General features: G+C 59.3%; 15 protein-coding genes. 12 read left to right on the forward strand and 3 right to left on the reverse strand.

Annotated elements, in window-relative coordinates:
* Nucleotides 1–109: 109 nt before the first annotated feature.
* From lexA to ACQUTP_RS18765, 3 genes are all read left to right on the forward strand, one after another.
* Complete coding sequence (lexA, locus tag ACQUTP_RS18755; protein ID WP_004206291.1) at nucleotides 110–718, forward strand: transcriptional repressor LexA; 609 nt, start codon at nucleotides 110–112, stop codon at nucleotides 716–718.
* Nucleotides 719–787: 69 nt separating this feature from the next.
* Nucleotides 788–2104 carry an MATE family efflux transporter DinF gene (dinF, locus tag ACQUTP_RS18760; protein ID WP_004206292.1) on the forward strand — a complete coding sequence of 439 codons (1317 nt, stop codon included), beginning with the start codon at nucleotides 788–790 and terminating at the stop codon, nucleotides 2102–2104.
* A 235-nt stretch (nucleotides 2105–2339) separates the two neighbouring features.
* Nucleotides 2340–2549, forward strand: coding sequence for a CsbD family protein (locus ACQUTP_RS18765; protein WP_032456811.1), 210 nt, complete (start codon nucleotides 2340–2342; stop codon nucleotides 2547–2549).
* Nucleotides 2550–2644: 95 nt separating this feature from the next.
* Here ACQUTP_RS18765 and zur read toward each other — a convergent pair whose 3' ends face one another.
* The gene (gene zur, locus ACQUTP_RS18770) at nucleotides 2645–3160 is read right to left on the reverse strand and encodes a zinc uptake transcriptional repressor Zur (RefSeq protein ID WP_004206294.1); all 516 of its coding nucleotides are present in this window, start codon (nucleotides 3158–3160) and stop codon (nucleotides 2645–2647) included.
* Nucleotides 3161–3408: 248 nt separating this feature from the next.
* Between zur and ACQUTP_RS18775 the strand changes: the two genes are divergently transcribed.
* From ACQUTP_RS18775 to pspG, 3 genes are all read left to right on the forward strand, one after another.
* On the forward strand, nucleotides 3409–3897 hold the full coding sequence (locus ACQUTP_RS18775) for a cupin domain-containing protein (protein ID WP_004206295.1): 489 nt from the start codon (nucleotides 3409–3411) through the stop codon (nucleotides 3895–3897).
* 100 nt (nucleotides 3898–3997) lie between these two features.
* Nucleotides 3998–4996, forward strand: coding sequence for a tRNA dihydrouridine(20/20a) synthase DusA (gene dusA / locus ACQUTP_RS18780; RefSeq protein WP_048322675.1), 999 nt, complete (start codon nucleotides 3998–4000; stop codon nucleotides 4994–4996).
* 140 nt (nucleotides 4997–5136) lie between these two features.
* Entirely contained in the window at nucleotides 5137–5379 is a 243-nt protein-coding gene (gene pspG / locus ACQUTP_RS18785; RefSeq protein WP_017900119.1) for an envelope stress response protein PspG, read from the forward strand.
* Between the two features lie 181 nt (nucleotides 5380–5560).
* Here the strand turns inward: pspG and ACQUTP_RS18790 are convergent, their stop codons facing one another.
* A complete protein-coding gene (locus ACQUTP_RS18790) occupies nucleotides 5561–6544 on the reverse strand; it encodes a quinone oxidoreductase (RefSeq protein WP_043519214.1) in 984 nt (327 codons plus the stop codon).
* A 169-nt stretch (nucleotides 6545–6713) separates the two neighbouring features.
* Here ACQUTP_RS18790 and dnaB point away from each other — a divergent pair, with 169 nt between their 5' ends.
* The 6 genes from dnaB (at nucleotide 6714) to ACQUTP_RS18820 (ending at nucleotide 12423) form a co-directional block, all read left to right on the forward strand.
* Nucleotides 6714–8129, forward strand: coding sequence for a replicative DNA helicase (gene dnaB, locus ACQUTP_RS18795; RefSeq protein ID WP_002884942.1), 1416 nt, complete (start codon nucleotides 6714–6716; stop codon nucleotides 8127–8129).
* Between the two features lie 31 nt (nucleotides 8130–8160).
* Nucleotides 8161–9240: an alanine racemase gene (alr, locus tag ACQUTP_RS18800; RefSeq protein ID WP_048294005.1), complete on the forward strand. Its 1080-nt coding sequence runs from the start codon at nucleotides 8161–8163 to the stop codon at nucleotides 9238–9240.
* Nucleotides 9241–9416: 176 nt separating this feature from the next.
* Nucleotides 9417–10610: an aromatic amino acid transaminase gene (tyrB, locus tag ACQUTP_RS18805; protein ID WP_049093102.1), complete on the forward strand. Its 1194-nt coding sequence runs from the start codon at nucleotides 9417–9419 to the stop codon at nucleotides 10608–10610.
* 191 nt (nucleotides 10611–10801) lie between these two features.
* On the forward strand, nucleotides 10802–11515 hold the full coding sequence (gene aphA, locus ACQUTP_RS18810; protein ID WP_004206302.1) for an acid phosphatase AphA: 714 nt from the start codon (nucleotides 10802–10804) through the stop codon (nucleotides 11513–11515).
* Nucleotides 11516–11646: 131 nt separating this feature from the next.
* Nucleotides 11647–12063 (forward strand): secondary thiamine-phosphate synthase enzyme YjbQ, encoded by a 417-nt coding sequence (locus tag ACQUTP_RS18815; RefSeq protein WP_004206303.1) that lies wholly within the window; start codon nucleotides 11647–11649, stop codon nucleotides 12061–12063.
* Nucleotides 12064–12066: 3 nt separating this feature from the next.
* Nucleotides 12067–12423, forward strand: coding sequence for an MmcQ/YjbR family DNA-binding protein (locus ACQUTP_RS18820; protein WP_004206305.1), 357 nt, complete (start codon nucleotides 12067–12069; stop codon nucleotides 12421–12423).
* Here ACQUTP_RS18820 and uvrA read toward each other — a convergent pair whose 3' ends face one another.
* Nucleotides 12424–15249: an excinuclease ABC subunit UvrA gene (gene uvrA / locus ACQUTP_RS18825; RefSeq protein WP_004206306.1), complete on the reverse strand. Its 2826-nt coding sequence runs from the start codon at nucleotides 15247–15249 to the stop codon at nucleotides 12424–12426.
* Nucleotides 15250–15360: the final 111 nt, after the last annotated feature.

A 15360-nucleotide genomic window follows, 5' to 3' on the forward strand; every position in this document is an offset into this window, starting at 1 on the left:
CCCTCGCAAAATATAAACAATCTGCCGATTTTTGTGTGCCATGTGGTTCCAAAATCACCGTTAGCTGTATATACTCACAGCATAACTGTATATACACCCAGGGGGCGGAATGAAAGCGTTAACGACCAGGCAGCAAGAGGTGTTTGATCTCATTCGGGATCATATCAGCCAGACGGGCATGCCGCCGACGCGTGCGGAGATTGCTCAGCGCTTGGGGTTCCGTTCCCCAAACGCGGCGGAAGAACACCTGAAAGCGCTGGCGCGTAAAGGCGCAATCGAGATCGTCTCCGGCGCCTCGCGCGGTATCCGCCTGCTGACGGAAGAAGAGCACGGCCTGCCGCTGATCGGCCGCGTCGCCGCCGGTGAGCCGCTGCTGGCGCAGCAGCATATTGAAGGCCACTATCAGGTCGACCCGTCGATGTTCAAGCCCAACGCCGATTTTCTGCTGCGCGTCAGCGGGATGTCGATGAAAGACATCGGTATTCTGGATGGCGATCTGCTGGCGGTCCACAAAACCCAGGATGTGCGCAATGGCCAGGTGGTGGTAGCGCGCATTGACGATGAAGTGACGGTCAAGCGCCTGAAAAAGCAGGGCAACGTCGTCGAACTGCTGCCGGAAAACAGCGAGTTTACCCCTATCGTTGTCGATCTGCGTCAGCAGAGTTTTACCATTGAGGGTCTGGCCGTTGGCGTGATCCGTAATGGAGAATGGCTGTAACGCCTGCCCCTGCGCAGCGTCATCTGATGCATGACGCTGCGACGTTTGTCCTCTATCAGGTCTCCGAACATGCTGCTCAACGCTGCCGATAAAGCGCTGTGGCGCCTTGCACTCCCCATGATTTTCTCCAATATCACCGTCCCGCTGCTGGGGCTGGTGGATACCGCAGTGATCGGCCACCTTGACAGCCCGGTATACCTCGGCGGCGTCGCGGTCGGAGCAACGGCCACCAGTTTCCTGTTTATGCTGCTGCTGTTTCTGCGCATGAGCACCACCGGGCTGACCGCTCAGGCCTGGGGGGCCAAAGATCCGCTGCGACTGGCGCGGGCGCTGGTGCAGCCGCTGGTCCTGGCGCTGGGCGCCGGGGTGGTGATTATCCTGTTTCGCCTGCCACTGATTAACCTCGCCCTGCATATCGTCGGCGGCAGCGAGGCGGTTCTCGAGCAGGCGAGACGGTTTCTCGAAATCCGCTGGCTCAGCGCGCCCGCCTCGCTGGCCAACCTGGTGCTGCTCGGCTGGCTGCTGGGGGTCCAGTACGCCCGGGCGCCGGTGATTTTGCTGGTGGTCGGTAATCTGTTGAATATTGTGCTCGACCTGTGGCTGGTGATGGGCCTGCGGATGAACGTCCAGGGGGCGGCGCTGGCCACGGTCACCGCGGAGTACGCGACCCTGATTATCGGCCTGATGATGGCGAAGCGGGTGCTGACGCTGCGCGGCGTGTCGCTGGCGATGCTGAAAAACGCCTGGCGCGGAGACATGCGCCGTCTGCTGGCGTTGAATCGCGACATCATGCTGCGCTCCCTCCTGCTGCAGCTGTGCTTTGGCGCGCTGACCGTCTTCGGCGCCCGGCTGGGCAGCGATATCGTGGCGGTCAACGCCGTACTGATGACCATGCTGACTTTTACCGCCTACGCGCTGGATGGCTTTGCCTATGCCGTGGAGGCCCACTCCGGCCAGGCCTACGGCGCGCGCGACGGCAGCCAGCTGCTGGAGGTGTGGCGGGCGGCCTGCCGGCAGTCCGGTATGGTGGCGCTGGCGTTTGCCCTGGTTTACAGCCTGGCGGGGGGGCACATCATCGCGCTGTTAACCTCGCTGCCTTCCCTGCAGCAGCTGGCCGATCGCTATCTGATCTGGCAGACGATCCTGCCGGTGGTCGGGGTCTGGTGCTATCTGCTGGACGGCATGTTTATTGGCGCGACGCGCGGCGCGGAGATGCGGAACAGCATGGCGGTCGCCGCGGCCGGCTTCGCCGTGACGCTGCTTACGGTCCCGGTGCTCGGCAATCACGGCCTGTGGCTGGCGCTGGCCGTGTTTCTCGCCCTGCGCGGCCTGTCGCTGGCGCTGATCTGGCGCCGCCACTGGCGACGCGGCACCTGGTTTAGCTAGTTATTGCCGTTCATAACGGCTATCCATGAATTCCCGCGGTTGCGCACCGCTTACCGGGGCAACTCAGTAGCCCGGCTCAGCGTAGCGCAAGCCGGGGAAATCTCCTCAGCCTTATCCATCGGTATGGTGGTTAAAAATTCCGAATAACGAATCGGCGCCAGCATTCTCATCTATAGTTAATACCATGTCCGGCACAAAACGGGCTGTAAACCCACCGAATGATGAGGACGTTATCATGAATAAAGACGAAATCGGCGGTAACTGGAAACAGTTGAAAGGTAAAGCCAAGGAACAGTGGGGCAAACTTACCGATGATGATATGACCGTAATCGAAGGGAAGCGCGACCAGCTGGTCGGCAAAATTCAGGAGCGTTACGGCTATGCGAAAGATGAGGCTGAGAAAGAAGTCTCAGACTGGGAGCATAAGAACGACTATCGCTGGTAGCGTTCCTTGATCCGAAGAAAGAAGCATTTGTGTTAGTGCCTGTCTGAATGGCGCAGGGACGCGCTGTTAACCCTTTTTCCCGCTGCGGCTGCCGCTCAGCGGGCTTTCTTTTTGAGCTGAATAGTATGATCGTGGTGGCAGTGTCCCGGCGTGCTGCAGGCTTCTACTTCCACGCAGCTCGCGCAGAGGCCGTGAGCTTCAATCACATTGTGGCGCAGGGCGAAGCCCATTCTGGCCGCCAGCGTATGCATGATATCTTCCACCCCTTCAGCCGCCTCTTCCTTCACCACGCCGCAGCGGTCGCAGATAAACATGGCCGAGCTGTGGGTCGGCTGGTCAAAGAGATGACACAGCACATAGCTGTTGGTCGATTCCACCTTGTGGACAAAACCCTGCTCGAGTAAGAACTCCAGCGCGCGGTAGACCGTCGGCGGCTTCGCCTGCGGCTCTTTCTCGCGCAGCAGATCCAGCAGGTCGTAGGCGCTGATTGCCCCTTGCTGCAGGCTCATCAGGCGCAACACTTCCAGACGCTGTGGGGTCAGGCGTACGCCGCGTTGCGCACACAGCTTTTCAGCATGCGCTAACATCTCTTGCGAAGGGGTCTTATCCATGAGCATCCTCAGGTTGCGTGAAATTGAATCTGTTACTTTATCACGTTCCGCGGAAAACGCCGAGACCCGACGGGTGATGCGGGTCATACTTCAGATTGTCGGTGCCTGCGCCAGTTCCGGGGGCTGGCCGCTGACGCTCGTGGAGGCTGCGCCTTAGCCGGCTGCTAAAACCGTCATGCCCGATTTAATCGCAACACGCCTGACCCAGGTATGCTATATCTGAAGTGTCTCATTTTCGGGAGAAAACGATGAAACGACCTGATTGCATTCGCCACTGGCGCGAACTGGAAGGGCCCGACGATGCCACTTATCCCGACAGCCCGGAGCGTTTTTCCATTGGCGCGCCGCTGGGGCGCGGTTTACGCCTCAACCGGCTGGGGATCCACCACGAGAGACTGCCGCCCGGGCGGCGCACCTCTTACCCGCACGCGGAGAGCGATGAGGAAGAGTTCATCTATGTGCTGGAGGGCTATCCGGAAGTGTGGATAAACGGCTATCTCTGGAAACTGGAGCCGGGGGACAGCGTGGGTTTTCCCGCTGGTACCGGCATCTGCCACACTTTTCTCAATAACACCGAGCAGGAGGTTCGTCTGTTGGTGGTGGGTGAGGCCAACAAAAAGTACAACCGAATTTACTACCCGCTCAATCCTGGCTATGCCGCGACGCGCCAGGATCGCTGGGTTGACCATCCGCCGCAGTTCTTTGGCCCACATGACGGCAAACCGCGGATAAAGTAATCGACACCGGGAAGGGGCGAAGCGCGGCGCACTACGCGCCTGTGATTTATCTTTATGCTATAGTAGCGCCCCTTTTTACCCGGATGCTTATTTATTCGCCATGATGCCTGAATCAACGTCACCTGTTTTCCCTGCTCATCGCTTCTCCATCGCGCCGATGCTCGACTGGACTGACCGACATTGCCGCTACTTCCTGCGGCTGCTGTCGCGGCATACGCTGCTGTATACCGAAATGGTGACCACCGGGGCGATTATTCATGGCAAAGGCGACTACCTGGCGTATAGCGAAGAAGAGCACCCGGTCGCTCTGCAGCTCGGCGGCAGCGACCCGCAGGCCCTGGCGCAGTGCGCGAAGCTGGCCGAGGCGCGCGGCTATGACGAGATCAATCTCAACGTCGGCTGCCCCTCCGATCGCGTGCAGAACGGGATGTTTGGCGCCTGCCTGATGGGTAACGCGCCGCTGGTGGCCGACTGTATCAAAGCGATGCGCGATGTGGTGTCGATCCCGGTCACGGTGAAGACCCGTATCGGCATCGACGACCAGGATAGCTATGAATTCCTCTGTGATTTCATTGAGACGGTCTCCGGCAAGGGCGAATGTGAGATGTTTATTATTCACGCCCGCAAAGCCTGGCTCTCCGGTCTGAGCCCGAAAGAGAACCGCGAGATCCCGCCGCTGGATTACCCCCGCGTCTGGCAGCTGAAGCGTGACTTCCCCCACCTGACGATGGCGATTAACGGCGGTATCAAATCGCTGGATGAAGCCAGAATGCAGCTTGAGCATATGGATGGGGTGATGGTCGGGCGTGAGGCCTATCAGAATCCGGGTATTCTGGCTTCGGTCGACCGGGAGATTTTCGGCGTCGCCGGCGCGGATGCCGATCCGGTGGCCGTCGTGCGGGCCATGTACCCGTATATTGAGCGCGAGCTCAGCAAGGGCACCTATCTGGGCCATATCACCCGTCATATGCTGGGACTGTTTCAGGGTATCCCAGGCGCCCGCCAGTGGCGTCGCTACCTGAGCGAAAATGCGCATAAAGCCGGCGCCGACATTGCGGTGCTGGAGCAGGCCCTGAAGCTGGTGGCCGATAAGCGTTAGTTTCTCACCAAAACCTGGTGAAATTGACCACGCCTCGCGCGCCAGCACGGGGCGTTTTCTATTAAATTCAGATGGTTATTGTTGGCATGTTTTTTGTAATACCTGCAGAGCGACATATTAATGACTGTGGGGAGAGAGCCATGCTGGAACTGTTATTTGTCATCGGATTTTTTGTCATGCTGCTGGTCACCGGCGTATCGCTGTTGGGGATTATCGCCGCCATCGTGGTGGCTACGGCGCTGATGTTCGTCGGCGGTTTGTTTGCTTTAATGATCAAATTGCTGCCGTGGCTGCTGTTGGCGGTGGTGGTGGTGTGGGTTATTCGGGCGCTGAAAACCCCGGAGGGAAACGCTTTTCGCGACAATAACCGTTGGCGTTACTAAGGTATTGAGGGGTGTGTCACAACCTGAACAATTTTGCACAGAACCGCGTAGGCATCGCTACGCAAATCTGTCACTATTAGCGCGTTAACGAATTCATCGCGCTGTACCCTACATACAGCCGAACTAAAAAAAAGTAAGGGCTTCCCAGGTGGAAGCCCTAAACTTTTGTCCTTTTGTCCGCTTACGGCAGCAGCAGACTCGACCCCTGTGTCACCCGGCTCTCCAGAACTTCATGCGCCTGTCGCGCTTCGGTCAGCGGATAGGTCTGACTCTCGGGCACGTCCACTTTGATTACTCCACTGGCGATCAGCGAAAACAGCTCACTGCAGGCTTCAGCCAGCTCTTCCCGGTTGGTGATATAGCCCTGCAGCGATGGGCGGGTGACGTACAGAGAACCTTTCTGATTCAGGATCCCCAGATTAACGCCGGTCACCGGGCCGGAGGAGTTGCCAAAGCTGACCATCAGGCCGCGGCGCTGCAGACAGTCCAGAGAGGCTTCCCAGGTATCTTTCCCTACCGAGTCATAGACTACGGCGACTTTCTTACCGTCGGTGAGCGCTTTGAGCCGCTCCGCGATAGGTTCTTCGCGATAGTTAATCACCTGCCAGGCGCCCGCCGCTTTGGCGCGCTGCGCCTTCTGCGCGCTGCCGACGGTGCCGATAAGTTTCGCCCCCAGCGCTTTCGCCCACTGACAGGCAATCAGCCCCACGCCGCCGGCGGCGGCATGAAACAGGAACATCTCATCAGGCTTAATTTCGTAAGTTTTACGCAACAGATACCAGACCGTTAATCCTTTGAGGAACGACGCGGCGGCCTGTTCGAAAGAGATGGCGTCCGGCAGGACCGCCGCTTTATCGGCCAGCACATTGTGCACCGTGCTGTAGGCGCCGAGCGCCGACTGGGCGTACACCACCCGATCGCCTGCCTTAATGTGCGTCACCCCATGGCCAACTTTACTGACGATGCCGGCCGCCTCGGTGCCCAGACCGCTCGGCAGCGACGGCGGCGGATAGAGGCCGCTGCGAACATAGGTGTCGATATAATTGATGCCGATAGCTTTGTTTTCGACCTGAATTTCATGCTCCGCAGGATCGCGAGGGGTAAACTCAACCGCCTGAAGCACCTCCGGCCCCCCGTGTTTTGAAAATTCGATGCGTGTTGCCATATTCGCTCCTGTGTTGTTCTGAGATTATCCAGTAAGCTTAACAGCCTGCGGCGGCAGCGACGGATTTTCTTACCCGCCTCAGGCCAGCCATGCTTAATGGGTTCTTTAGCGGCAATGGCTTTCTCGCTATACTGTCACGCTCTTTTCCGTATCGGTGAAATGTTAGGCTATGGCAGGAAATAAACCCTTCAACAAACCACAGACAGAAACCCGCGAACGCGATCCGCAGCTCGCCGGGCTGAAAGTCCCGCCGCACTCGATTGAAGCGGAGCAGTCGGTGTTGGGCGGTTTAATGCTGGATAACGAGCGCTGGGACGACGTTGCCGAACGCGTCGTTGCCGACGACTTTTATACCCGTCCGCATCGTCATATTTTTACCGAGATGGCGCGCCTGCAGGAGTCGGGCAGCCCGATTGACCTGATCACCCTTGCGGAGTCGCTGGAGCGTCAGGGACAGCTGGACAGCGTGGGCGGCTTTGCCTATCTGGCGGAACTGTCCAAAAATACCCCCAGCGCGGCGAACATCAGCGCCTATGCCGACATCGTGCGCGAACGAGCGGTCGTGCGCGAGATGATCTCGGTGGCCAATGAGATCGCCGAGGCCGGCTTCGACCCGCAGGGGCGAACCAGCGAAGATCTGCTCGATCTCGCCGAGTCCCGCGTCTTTAAAATCGCTGAAAGCCGGGCCAATAAAGACGAAGGGCCGAAAAACATCGCCGATGTCCTCGACGCCACCGTCGCCCGTATCGAACAGCTGTTCCAGCAGCCGCATGACGGCGTTACCGGGGTCAACACCGGCTACGACGACCTCAACAAAAAGACCGCCGGCCTGCAGCCGTCGGATCTGATTATCGTCGCCGCCCGTCCGTCGATGGGTAAAACGACCTTCGCGATGAACCTCGTGGAAAACGCAGCGATGCTGCAGGACAAACCGGTACTCATCTTCAGTCTCGAGATGCCCTCCGAGCAGATCATGATGCGTTCTCTGGCCTCGCTGTCGCGCGTCGATCAGACCCGCATTCGTACCGGTCAGCTGGACGATGAAGACTGGGCGCGGATCTCCGGCACCATGGGCATCCTGCTGGAAAAACGTAACATCTATATCGATGACTCCTCCGGCCTGACGCCGACGGAAGTGCGTTCCCGCGCGCGGCGTATCGCCCGCGAGCATGGCGGCATCGGGCTGATTATGATCGACTACCTGCAGCTGATGCGCGTGCCGTCGCTCTCTGACAACCGTACCCTGGAGATCGCCGAAATCTCCCGCTCGCTGAAGGCGCTGGCCAAAGAGCTACAGGTGCCGGTGGTGGCGCTGTCGCAGCTGAACCGCTCACTGGAACAACGTGCCGATAAACGTCCGGTCAACTCCGACCTGCGTGAGTCCGGCTCTATCGAACAGGATGCCGACTTAATCATGTTCATTTACCGTGATGAGGTCTATCACGAGAACAGCGATCTTAAGGGCATCGCGGAAATTATCATTGGTAAACAACGTAACGGCCCGATCGGCACCGTGCGACTGACCTTCAACGGTCAGTGGTCGCGTTTCGATAATTATGCCGGTCCTCAGTATGATGATGAGTAACCCTTCCTCCTTCTTTTATTAAGGAATTCAAATGCAAGCGGCAACTGTAGTTATCAACCGCCGCGCTCTGCGACACAACCTGCAACGTCTGCGTGAACTGGCGCCTGCCAGCAAACTGGTTGCGGTGGTGAAAGCGAACGCCTACGGACACGGTCTTCTTGAGACCGCGCGAACGCTGACCGACGCCGACGCTTTTGGCGTCGCCCGCCTGGAAGAGGCGCTGCGCCTGCGAGCGGGGGGGATCGCGCAGCCGATCCTCCTGCTGGAAGGCTTTTTTGCGGCGGAAGACCTGGCGGTGATCGCCGCTCAGCGTCTGCATACCGCGGTGCATAGCCCCGAACAGCTGGCGGCGCTGGAGCAAGCCGACCTCCCCGAGCCGGTGACCGTGTGGATGAAGCTGGATACCGGCATGCATCGCTTAGGGGTGCGCCCGGAGGAAGCCGAGGCGTTTTATCAGCGTCTGAGCCAGTGCAAAAACGTCCGCCAGCCGGTTAACGTGGTGAGCCACTTCGCCCGCGCCGATGAGCCGACCTGCGGCGCCACCGAACGCCAGCTGGATATCTTCACCACCTTTACCGAAGGCAAGCCGGGATTGCGCTCTATCGCCGCCTCGGGCGGTATCCTGCTGTGGCCGCAGTCGCATTATGACTGGGTGCGTCCGGGCATTATCCTGTATGGCGTGTCGCCGCTGGACGATCGCTCCACCGGGAAAGATTTTGGCTGTCAGCCGGTGATGACCCTGACGTCCAGCCTGATTGCCGTGCGCGAACATAAAGCAGGGGAGCCCGTCGGCTACGGCGGCACCTGGGTCAGCGAACGCGACACGCGTCTCGGCGTGGTCGCGATGGGCTATGGCGACGGTTATCCGCGCGCTGCGCCGTCGGGCACCCCGGTGCTGGTTAATGGCCGCGAAGTGCCGATTGTCGGCCGGGTGGCGATGGATATGATCTGCGTTGACCTCGGCCCGCAGGCCCAGGATAAAGCCGGCGACGCGGTGGTGCTGTGGGGAGAGGGACTCCCGGTAGAGCGCATCGCCGAGATAACGAAAGTGAGTGCTTACGAACTTATTACGCGACTGACCTCCCGCGTCGCCATGAAATACCTCGACTAAGCCTTGTTCGTACCGGATAGCTCAGACGCTTATCCGGTACGCTATCGCTATAGCCGCGGACAAAAAAGCGGTTTATACCGCTGCGCGGTCACTTTCCCCTCAACATCCTCTCGACCTGCCGTCATATCCGGTTTATTGTGTAAGAACCTGCCCATGTAAACCTGGAGATACATCGCGTGTTTCAAAAAGTTGACGCCTACGCCGGCGACCCTATTCTTTCTCTGATGGAACGCTTCAAAGAAGACCCGCGAAGCGACAAAGTCAACCTGAGTATCGGGCTGTATTACAACGATGACGGCATTATCCCGCAGCTGCAGGCGGTGGCGGAAGCGGAAGCGCGCCTGAACGCCGAGCCGCACGGCGCCTCGCTGTATCTGCCGATGGAAGGGCTGAGCGGCTACCGCCAGGCAATTGCGCCGCTGCTGTTTGGCGCGGAGCATAGCGCGCTTAAGCAAAACCGCATCGCCTCCATTCAGACGGTCGGCGGTTCGGGCGCGCTGAAGGTCGGGGCCGACTTCCTCAAACGCTACTTTCCTGAGTCTCATGTCTGGGTCAGCGACCCGACCTGGGAAAACCACATTGCCATATTTGAAGGGGCTGGCTTCGAAGTAAGTACTTACCCCTGGTTTGATAAAGCCACCAACGGCGTGCGCTTTGAAGCGCTGCTGGCGACGCTGCAAACGCTGCCGGCGCGCGACATTGTGCTGCTGCACCCCTGCTGCCACAACCCGACCGGCGCCGACCTGACGCCGGAACAGTGGGATCGTGTGGTGGAGATCCTGAAAGCGCGTCAGCTGATCCCGTTCCTCGACATCGCCTACCAGGGCTTTGGCGCAGGGCTGGAAGAGGATGCCTACGCCATTCGCGCCATCGCCAGCGCCGGGATGCCGATGCTGGTCAGCAACTCGTTCTCCAAAATTTTCTCCCTGTACGGGGAGCGCGTCGGCGGCCTGTCGGTGGTCTGTGAAGACAGTGAAACCGCAGGCCGCGTGCTTGGCCAACTGAAGGCCACCGTGCGCCGCAACTACTCCAGCCCGCCGAGCTTTGGCGCGCAGGTGGTGGCGACGGTGCTGAACGATGCCGGGCTGAAAGCCACCTGGCAGGCGGAAGTGGACGCCATGCGCGCGCATATCCTGACTATGCGTCAGGCGCTGGTCGACGCGCTGCAGCAGGTTGCCCCGGGCAGCAATGTGGATTACCTGCTCAAGCAGCGCGGGATGTTCAGCTACACCGGCTTCAGTGCGGCGCAGGTGGATCGCCTGCGCGACGAGTTTGGCGTCTACCTGATTGCCAGCGGACGCATGTGCGTGGCGGGATTAAACTCACGTAATGTTCAGCAGGTCGCGAAAGCCTTTGCCGCGGTAATGTAAGCCGCTCTCCAGCAGGTTGTCTCTGCCGGTCAACGGGCAGGGGCAACCCCCTCTGATTGTGATCATCCTCTTTTTCTATGACATCTACGCGAAAAAGGCTTTTCATCCCTGTCGCCTGCGGGTAAGGTCGGGGCGTTACTAAGCATGCACATTATTGAAAACAATAATGATTGATAGATTTAGGGATAAATATGCGCAAACTTACTCTCGCCCTTGCGGCGGCTTCTCTCCTGTTCACGCTGAACAGCGCCGTAGTAGCGCGCGCCTCCACGCCACAGCCGCTGTGGGTCGGCACCAACGTGGCCCAGCTGGCCGAGCAGGCGCCGATCCACTGGGTTTCGGTGGCGCAAATTGAGAACAGCCTGCTGGGGCGTCCGCCGATGGCCGTCGGCTTTGATATCGATGACACCGTTCTCTTCTCCAGTCCTGGTTTCTGGCGCGGGCAAAAAACCTTCTCCCCCGGCAGTGAGGATTACCTGAAAAACCCGCAGTTCTGGGAAAAAATGAACAACGGCTGGGACGAATTCAGCATGCCAAAAGAGGTGGCGCGCCAGCTGATTGCCATGCATGTGAAGCGTGGCGACAGCATCTGGTTCGTCACCGGCCGCAGCCAGACCAAAACAGAAACCGTTTCTAAAACCCTGCAGGATGATTTTCTTATCCCCGCCGCCAATATGAACCCAGTGATTTTCGCTGGCGATAAGCCGGGTCAGAATACCAAGACCCAGTGGCTGCAGACGAAGCAGATAAAGGTTTTCTATGGCGACTCGGATAACGATATTACCGCCGCCCGCGAGGCGGGCGCCCGCGGGATCCGCGTGCTGCGTGCCGCCAACTCCTCCTATAAGCCGCTGCCGATGGCCGGCGCGCTGGGCGAAGAAGTGATCGTCAATTCCGAATACTGACAGGCGTCAGAACGTGATAAACGGCAGCGGTGACGCTGCCGTTTTTTTATGCAAAATCCGGGGTGGAAGGTTTTACCTTTTCACGTATTGCTGCACACTTAGAGGGATTCATTCGCAAAAAGGAGTCGATGATGTGGTATCAGCAAACCCTGACGCTTGGGCCTAAATCCCGTGGTTTTCATCTGGTCACCGACGAAATCCTCGGCCAGATCCGCGGGCTGTCCGGGGTGAAGGTCGGCCTGCTACACCTCCTGCTCCAGCATACTTCCGCTTCCCTGACGCTCAACGAAAACTGCGATCCCACCGTCCGGTATGACATGGAGCAGTATTTTCTCAACGCCGTGCCGGACAATGCGCCGTACGAACATGATTATGAAGGCCCTGACGATATGCCGTCGCACATCAAATCATCGATGCTTGGCGTGTCGCTGATGCTGCCGGTTGAGGACGGACGCGTCAGGCTGGGGACCTGGCAGGGCATCTGGCTGGGGGAGCATCGGATACACGGCGGTTCGCGGCACATCGTTGCGACGCTCATGGGGGAATAAAAGATGACAATTTCGGAGTTATTGCAGTACTGCATGGCGAAGCCGGGAGCAGAGCAGAGCGTCCACAGCGACTGGAAAGCCACGCAGATTAAGGTCTCGGACGTGCTGTTTGCCATGGTGAAGGAGGTCGAAGACCAGCGGCCGGCGGTTGCGCTGAAGGCGAGCCCGGAGCTGGCGGAGCTGCTACGGCAGCAGCATCGCGACGTCCGGCCCAGCCAGCATCTCAATAAAGCGCACTGGAGCACCGTCTTTCTGGATGGCTCGCTGCCGGATTCGCAAATCTACTACCTGGTCGATGCGTCTTATCAGCAGGCGGTGAAAATGCTGCCGGAGCCGGTCCGGCAGCAGCTTTCTCGCTAATTATTTTAGCATCGGCTTCAGGAAGCGCGCGGTGTGCGAGGCTTCGCACTCGGCGACGGTTTCCGGGGTACCGGAAACCAGAATTTCGCCGCCGCCGCTGCCGCCTTCCGGGCCGAGATCGACAATCCAGTCGGCCGTTTTTATCACGTCGAGATTGTGCTCAATCACCACGATGGTATTGCCCTGATCGCGCAGCTGGTGCAGCACTTCCAGCAGCTGCTGGATATCGGCGAAGTGCAGACCGGTGGTCGGCTCATCGAGGATATACAGCGTCTGGCCGGTACCGCGCTTGGACAGCTCGCGCGCCAGCTTGACGCGCTGCGCCTCGCCGCCGGACAGGGTCGTCGCCGACTGGCCGAGACGGATATAGGTCAGACCCACGTCCATCAGGGTTTGCAGTTTACGCGCCAGCGCCGGTACGGCATCAAAGAACTCGCGCGCTTCTTCGATAGTCATATCCAGCACTTCGTGGATGGTTTTGCCTTTGTACTTAATCTCCAGCGTTTCGCGGTTATAGCGCTTACCTTTGCACTGGTCGCACGGTACGTAGATATCCGGCAGGAAGTGCATTTCGACCTTGATCACCCCGTCGCCCTGGCAGGCTTCGCAGCGACCGCCGCGGACGTTAAAACTGAAACGGCCCGGCGTATAGCCGCGGGAACGTGATTCCGGCACCCCGGCGAACAGCTCGCGCACCGGCGTAAACACCCCGGTGTAGGTCGCGGGGTTGGAGCGCGGCGTGCGGCCGATCGGGCTCTGGTCGATATCGATGACTTTATCGAAGTGCTCCAGCCCCTGAATATCGCGATACGGCGCCGGTTCGGCGATGGTCGCGCCGTTAAGCTGACGCTGGGCAATGGGGAACAGGGTGTCGTTGATCAGCGTGGATTTACCCGAGCCGGAGACGCCGGTGATGCAGGTAAACAGGCCCACCGGCAGGGTCAGCGTCACGTCTTTCAGGTTGTTGCCGCGCGCGCCGGTTAGCTTGAGGACTTTCTCCGGATCGGCGGGCACGCGCTGCTTCGGCACTTCAATTTTGCGCTTACCGCTCATGAACTGGCCGGTCAGGGATTCCGGTACCGCCATAATGGCCTCCAGCGGCCCTTCCGCCACCACCTGGCCGCCGTGGACCCCGGCCCCGGGGCCGATATCGATCACATGATCGGCGGCGCGAATGGCGTCTTCGTCATGCTCAACCACGATCACCGTGTTGCCTAAATTACGCAGGTGGATCAGGGTCCCGAGCAGGCGCTCGTTATCGCGCTGGTGCAGGCCGATGGAGGGCTCATCCAGGACGTACATCACGCCAACCAGTCCGGCGCCAATCTGGCTCGCCAGACGGATACGCTGGGCCTCGCCGCCGGAGAGCGTTTCCGCCGAGCGGGAAAGCGTCAGGTAGTTGAGGCCGACGTTGACGAGGAACTTCAGGCGATCGCCAATCTCTTTCAGCACTTTTTCGGCGATTTTTGCCCGCTGGCCGGAGAGCTTCAGATTGTTGAAGAAGTCCATCGCGTGGCCGATGCTCATATCGGAAATGGTCGGCAGCGGGGTGTTTTCCACAAACACGTGGCGCGCCTCACGGCGCAGACGCGTACCGTCGCAGCTGGCGCACGGGCGATTGCTGATGAACTTCGCCAGCTCTTCGCGCACCGCGCTGGATTCCGTCTCTTTGTAGCGGCGCTCCATGTTATGCAGCACGCCTTCGAACGGATGGCGGCGCACCGAGGTGTCGCCGCGGTCGTTCATGTATTTGAATTCAATATTCTCTTTACCGGAACCGTACAGGACCACTTTCTGCACGCTGGCGCTGAGGGTGCCCCACGGCGCTTCAACGTCAAACTTATAGTGCTCCGCCAGCGACTTCAGCATCTGGAAGTAGTAGAAGTTACGCCGATCCCAGCCGCGGATGGCGCCGCCCGCCAGCGACAGCTCCGGATTTTGCACCACGCGATCGGGGTCGAAATATTGCTGCACGCCGAGACCGTCGCAGGTCGGGCAGGCGCCCGCCGGGTTGTTGAAGGAGAACAGGCGCGGCTCCAGCTCGCGCATGCTGTAGCCGCAGATCGGGCAGGCGAAGTTGGCGGAAAACAGCAGCTCTTCCGCTTTCTCATCATCCATATTGGCCACGATGGCGGTCCCGCCGGAGAGCTCCAGCGCGGTTTCAAACGACTCGGCCAGACGTTGCGCCAGATCGTCGCGCACCTTGAAGCGGTCGATGACCACCTCGATGGTGTGTTTCTTCTGCAGCTCCAGCTTCGGCGGATCCGAGAGATCGCAGACTTCGCCGTCGATCCGTGCGCGGATATAGCCCTGGCTGGCGAGGTTTTCCAGCGTTTTGGTGTGCTCGCCTTTACGCTCTTTAATGATGGGCGCGAGCAGCATCAGGCGCTGACCTTCCGGCTGAGAGAGCACATTATCGACCATCTGGCTGACGGTCTGCGCCGCCAGCGGCACGTCGTGGTCCGGACAGCGCGGCTCGCCGACGCGGGCGTACAGCAGACGCAGGTAGTCGTGAATTTCGGTAATCGTACCCACCGTCGAGCGGGGGTTGTGAGAGGTTGATTTCTGTTCGATGGAAATCGCCGGCGACAGCCCTTCGATATGGTCGACGTCCGGCTTCTCCATCAGCGACAGGAACTGTCGCGCATAGGCGGAGAGCGATTCGACGTAGCGACGCTGGCCTTCGGCATACAGGGTGTCGAAAGCGAGTGAAGATTTGCCAGACCCGGAAAGCCCGGTGACGACAATGAGTTTGTCGCGCGGGATAACGAGGTTGATGTTTTTGAGATTATGGGTGCGGGCGCCCCGAACTTCGATCTTATCCATTCACCTTTCCCGGTAGGTAGATACACGGATTGCCTGGTTTGCTTGAAGGACAAACGGCAGAAACGGCTAATTATGACACAATTTAACCTGAATGAATATACAGTATCGGAA

It is taken from the genome of Klebsiella sp. 2-CIP_Kleb., from assembly GCF_050378715.1.
In the GTDB taxonomy this organism is placed as follows: Bacteria; Pseudomonadota; Gammaproteobacteria; order Enterobacterales; family Enterobacteriaceae; genus Klebsiella; species Klebsiella quasipneumoniae.

What these genes read in the sequence shown, in the direction of transcription:
- ACQUTP_RS18765 (WP_032456811.1), top strand. Translation starts at nt 2,340, where the DNA reads ATGAATAAAGACGAAATCGGCGGTAACTGGAAACAGTTGAAAGGTAAA.
- pspG (WP_017900119.1), top strand. Translation starts at nt 5,137, where the DNA reads ATGCTGGAACTGTTATTTGTCATCGGATTTTTTGTCATGCTGCTGGTC.
- dusA (WP_048322675.1), top strand. Translation starts at nt 3,998, where the DNA reads ATGATGCCTGAATCAACGTCACCTGTTTTCCCTGCTCATCGCTTCTCC.
- lexA (WP_004206291.1), top strand. Translation starts at nt 110, where the DNA reads ATGAAAGCGTTAACGACCAGGCAGCAAGAGGTGTTTGATCTCATTCGG.
- dnaB (WP_002884942.1), top strand. Translation starts at nt 6,714, where the DNA reads ATGGCAGGAAATAAACCCTTCAACAAACCACAGACAGAAACCCGCGAA.
- aphA (WP_004206302.1), top strand. Translation starts at nt 10,802, where the DNA reads ATGCGCAAACTTACTCTCGCCCTTGCGGCGGCTTCTCTCCTGTTCACG.
- dinF (WP_004206292.1), top strand. Translation starts at nt 788, where the DNA reads ATGCTGCTCAACGCTGCCGATAAAGCGCTGTGGCGCCTTGCACTCCCC.
- ACQUTP_RS18815 (WP_004206303.1), top strand. Translation starts at nt 11,647, where the DNA reads ATGTGGTATCAGCAAACCCTGACGCTTGGGCCTAAATCCCGTGGTTTT.
- ACQUTP_RS18820 (WP_004206305.1), top strand. Translation starts at nt 12,067, where the DNA reads ATGACAATTTCGGAGTTATTGCAGTACTGCATGGCGAAGCCGGGAGCA.
- ACQUTP_RS18790 (WP_043519214.1), bottom strand. Translation starts at nt 6,544, where the DNA reads ATGGCAACACGCATCGAATTTTCAAAACACGGGGGGCCGGAGGTGCTT.
- zur (WP_004206294.1), bottom strand. Translation starts at nt 3,160, where the DNA reads ATGGATAAGACCCCTTCGCAAGAGATGTTAGCGCATGCTGAAAAGCTG.
- uvrA (WP_004206306.1), bottom strand. Translation starts at nt 15,249, where the DNA reads ATGGATAAGATCGAAGTTCGGGGCGCCCGCACCCATAATCTCAAAAAC.
- ACQUTP_RS18775 (WP_004206295.1), top strand. Translation starts at nt 3,409, where the DNA reads ATGAAACGACCTGATTGCATTCGCCACTGGCGCGAACTGGAAGGGCCC.
- alr (WP_048294005.1), top strand. Translation starts at nt 8,161, where the DNA reads ATGCAAGCGGCAACTGTAGTTATCAACCGCCGCGCTCTGCGACACAAC.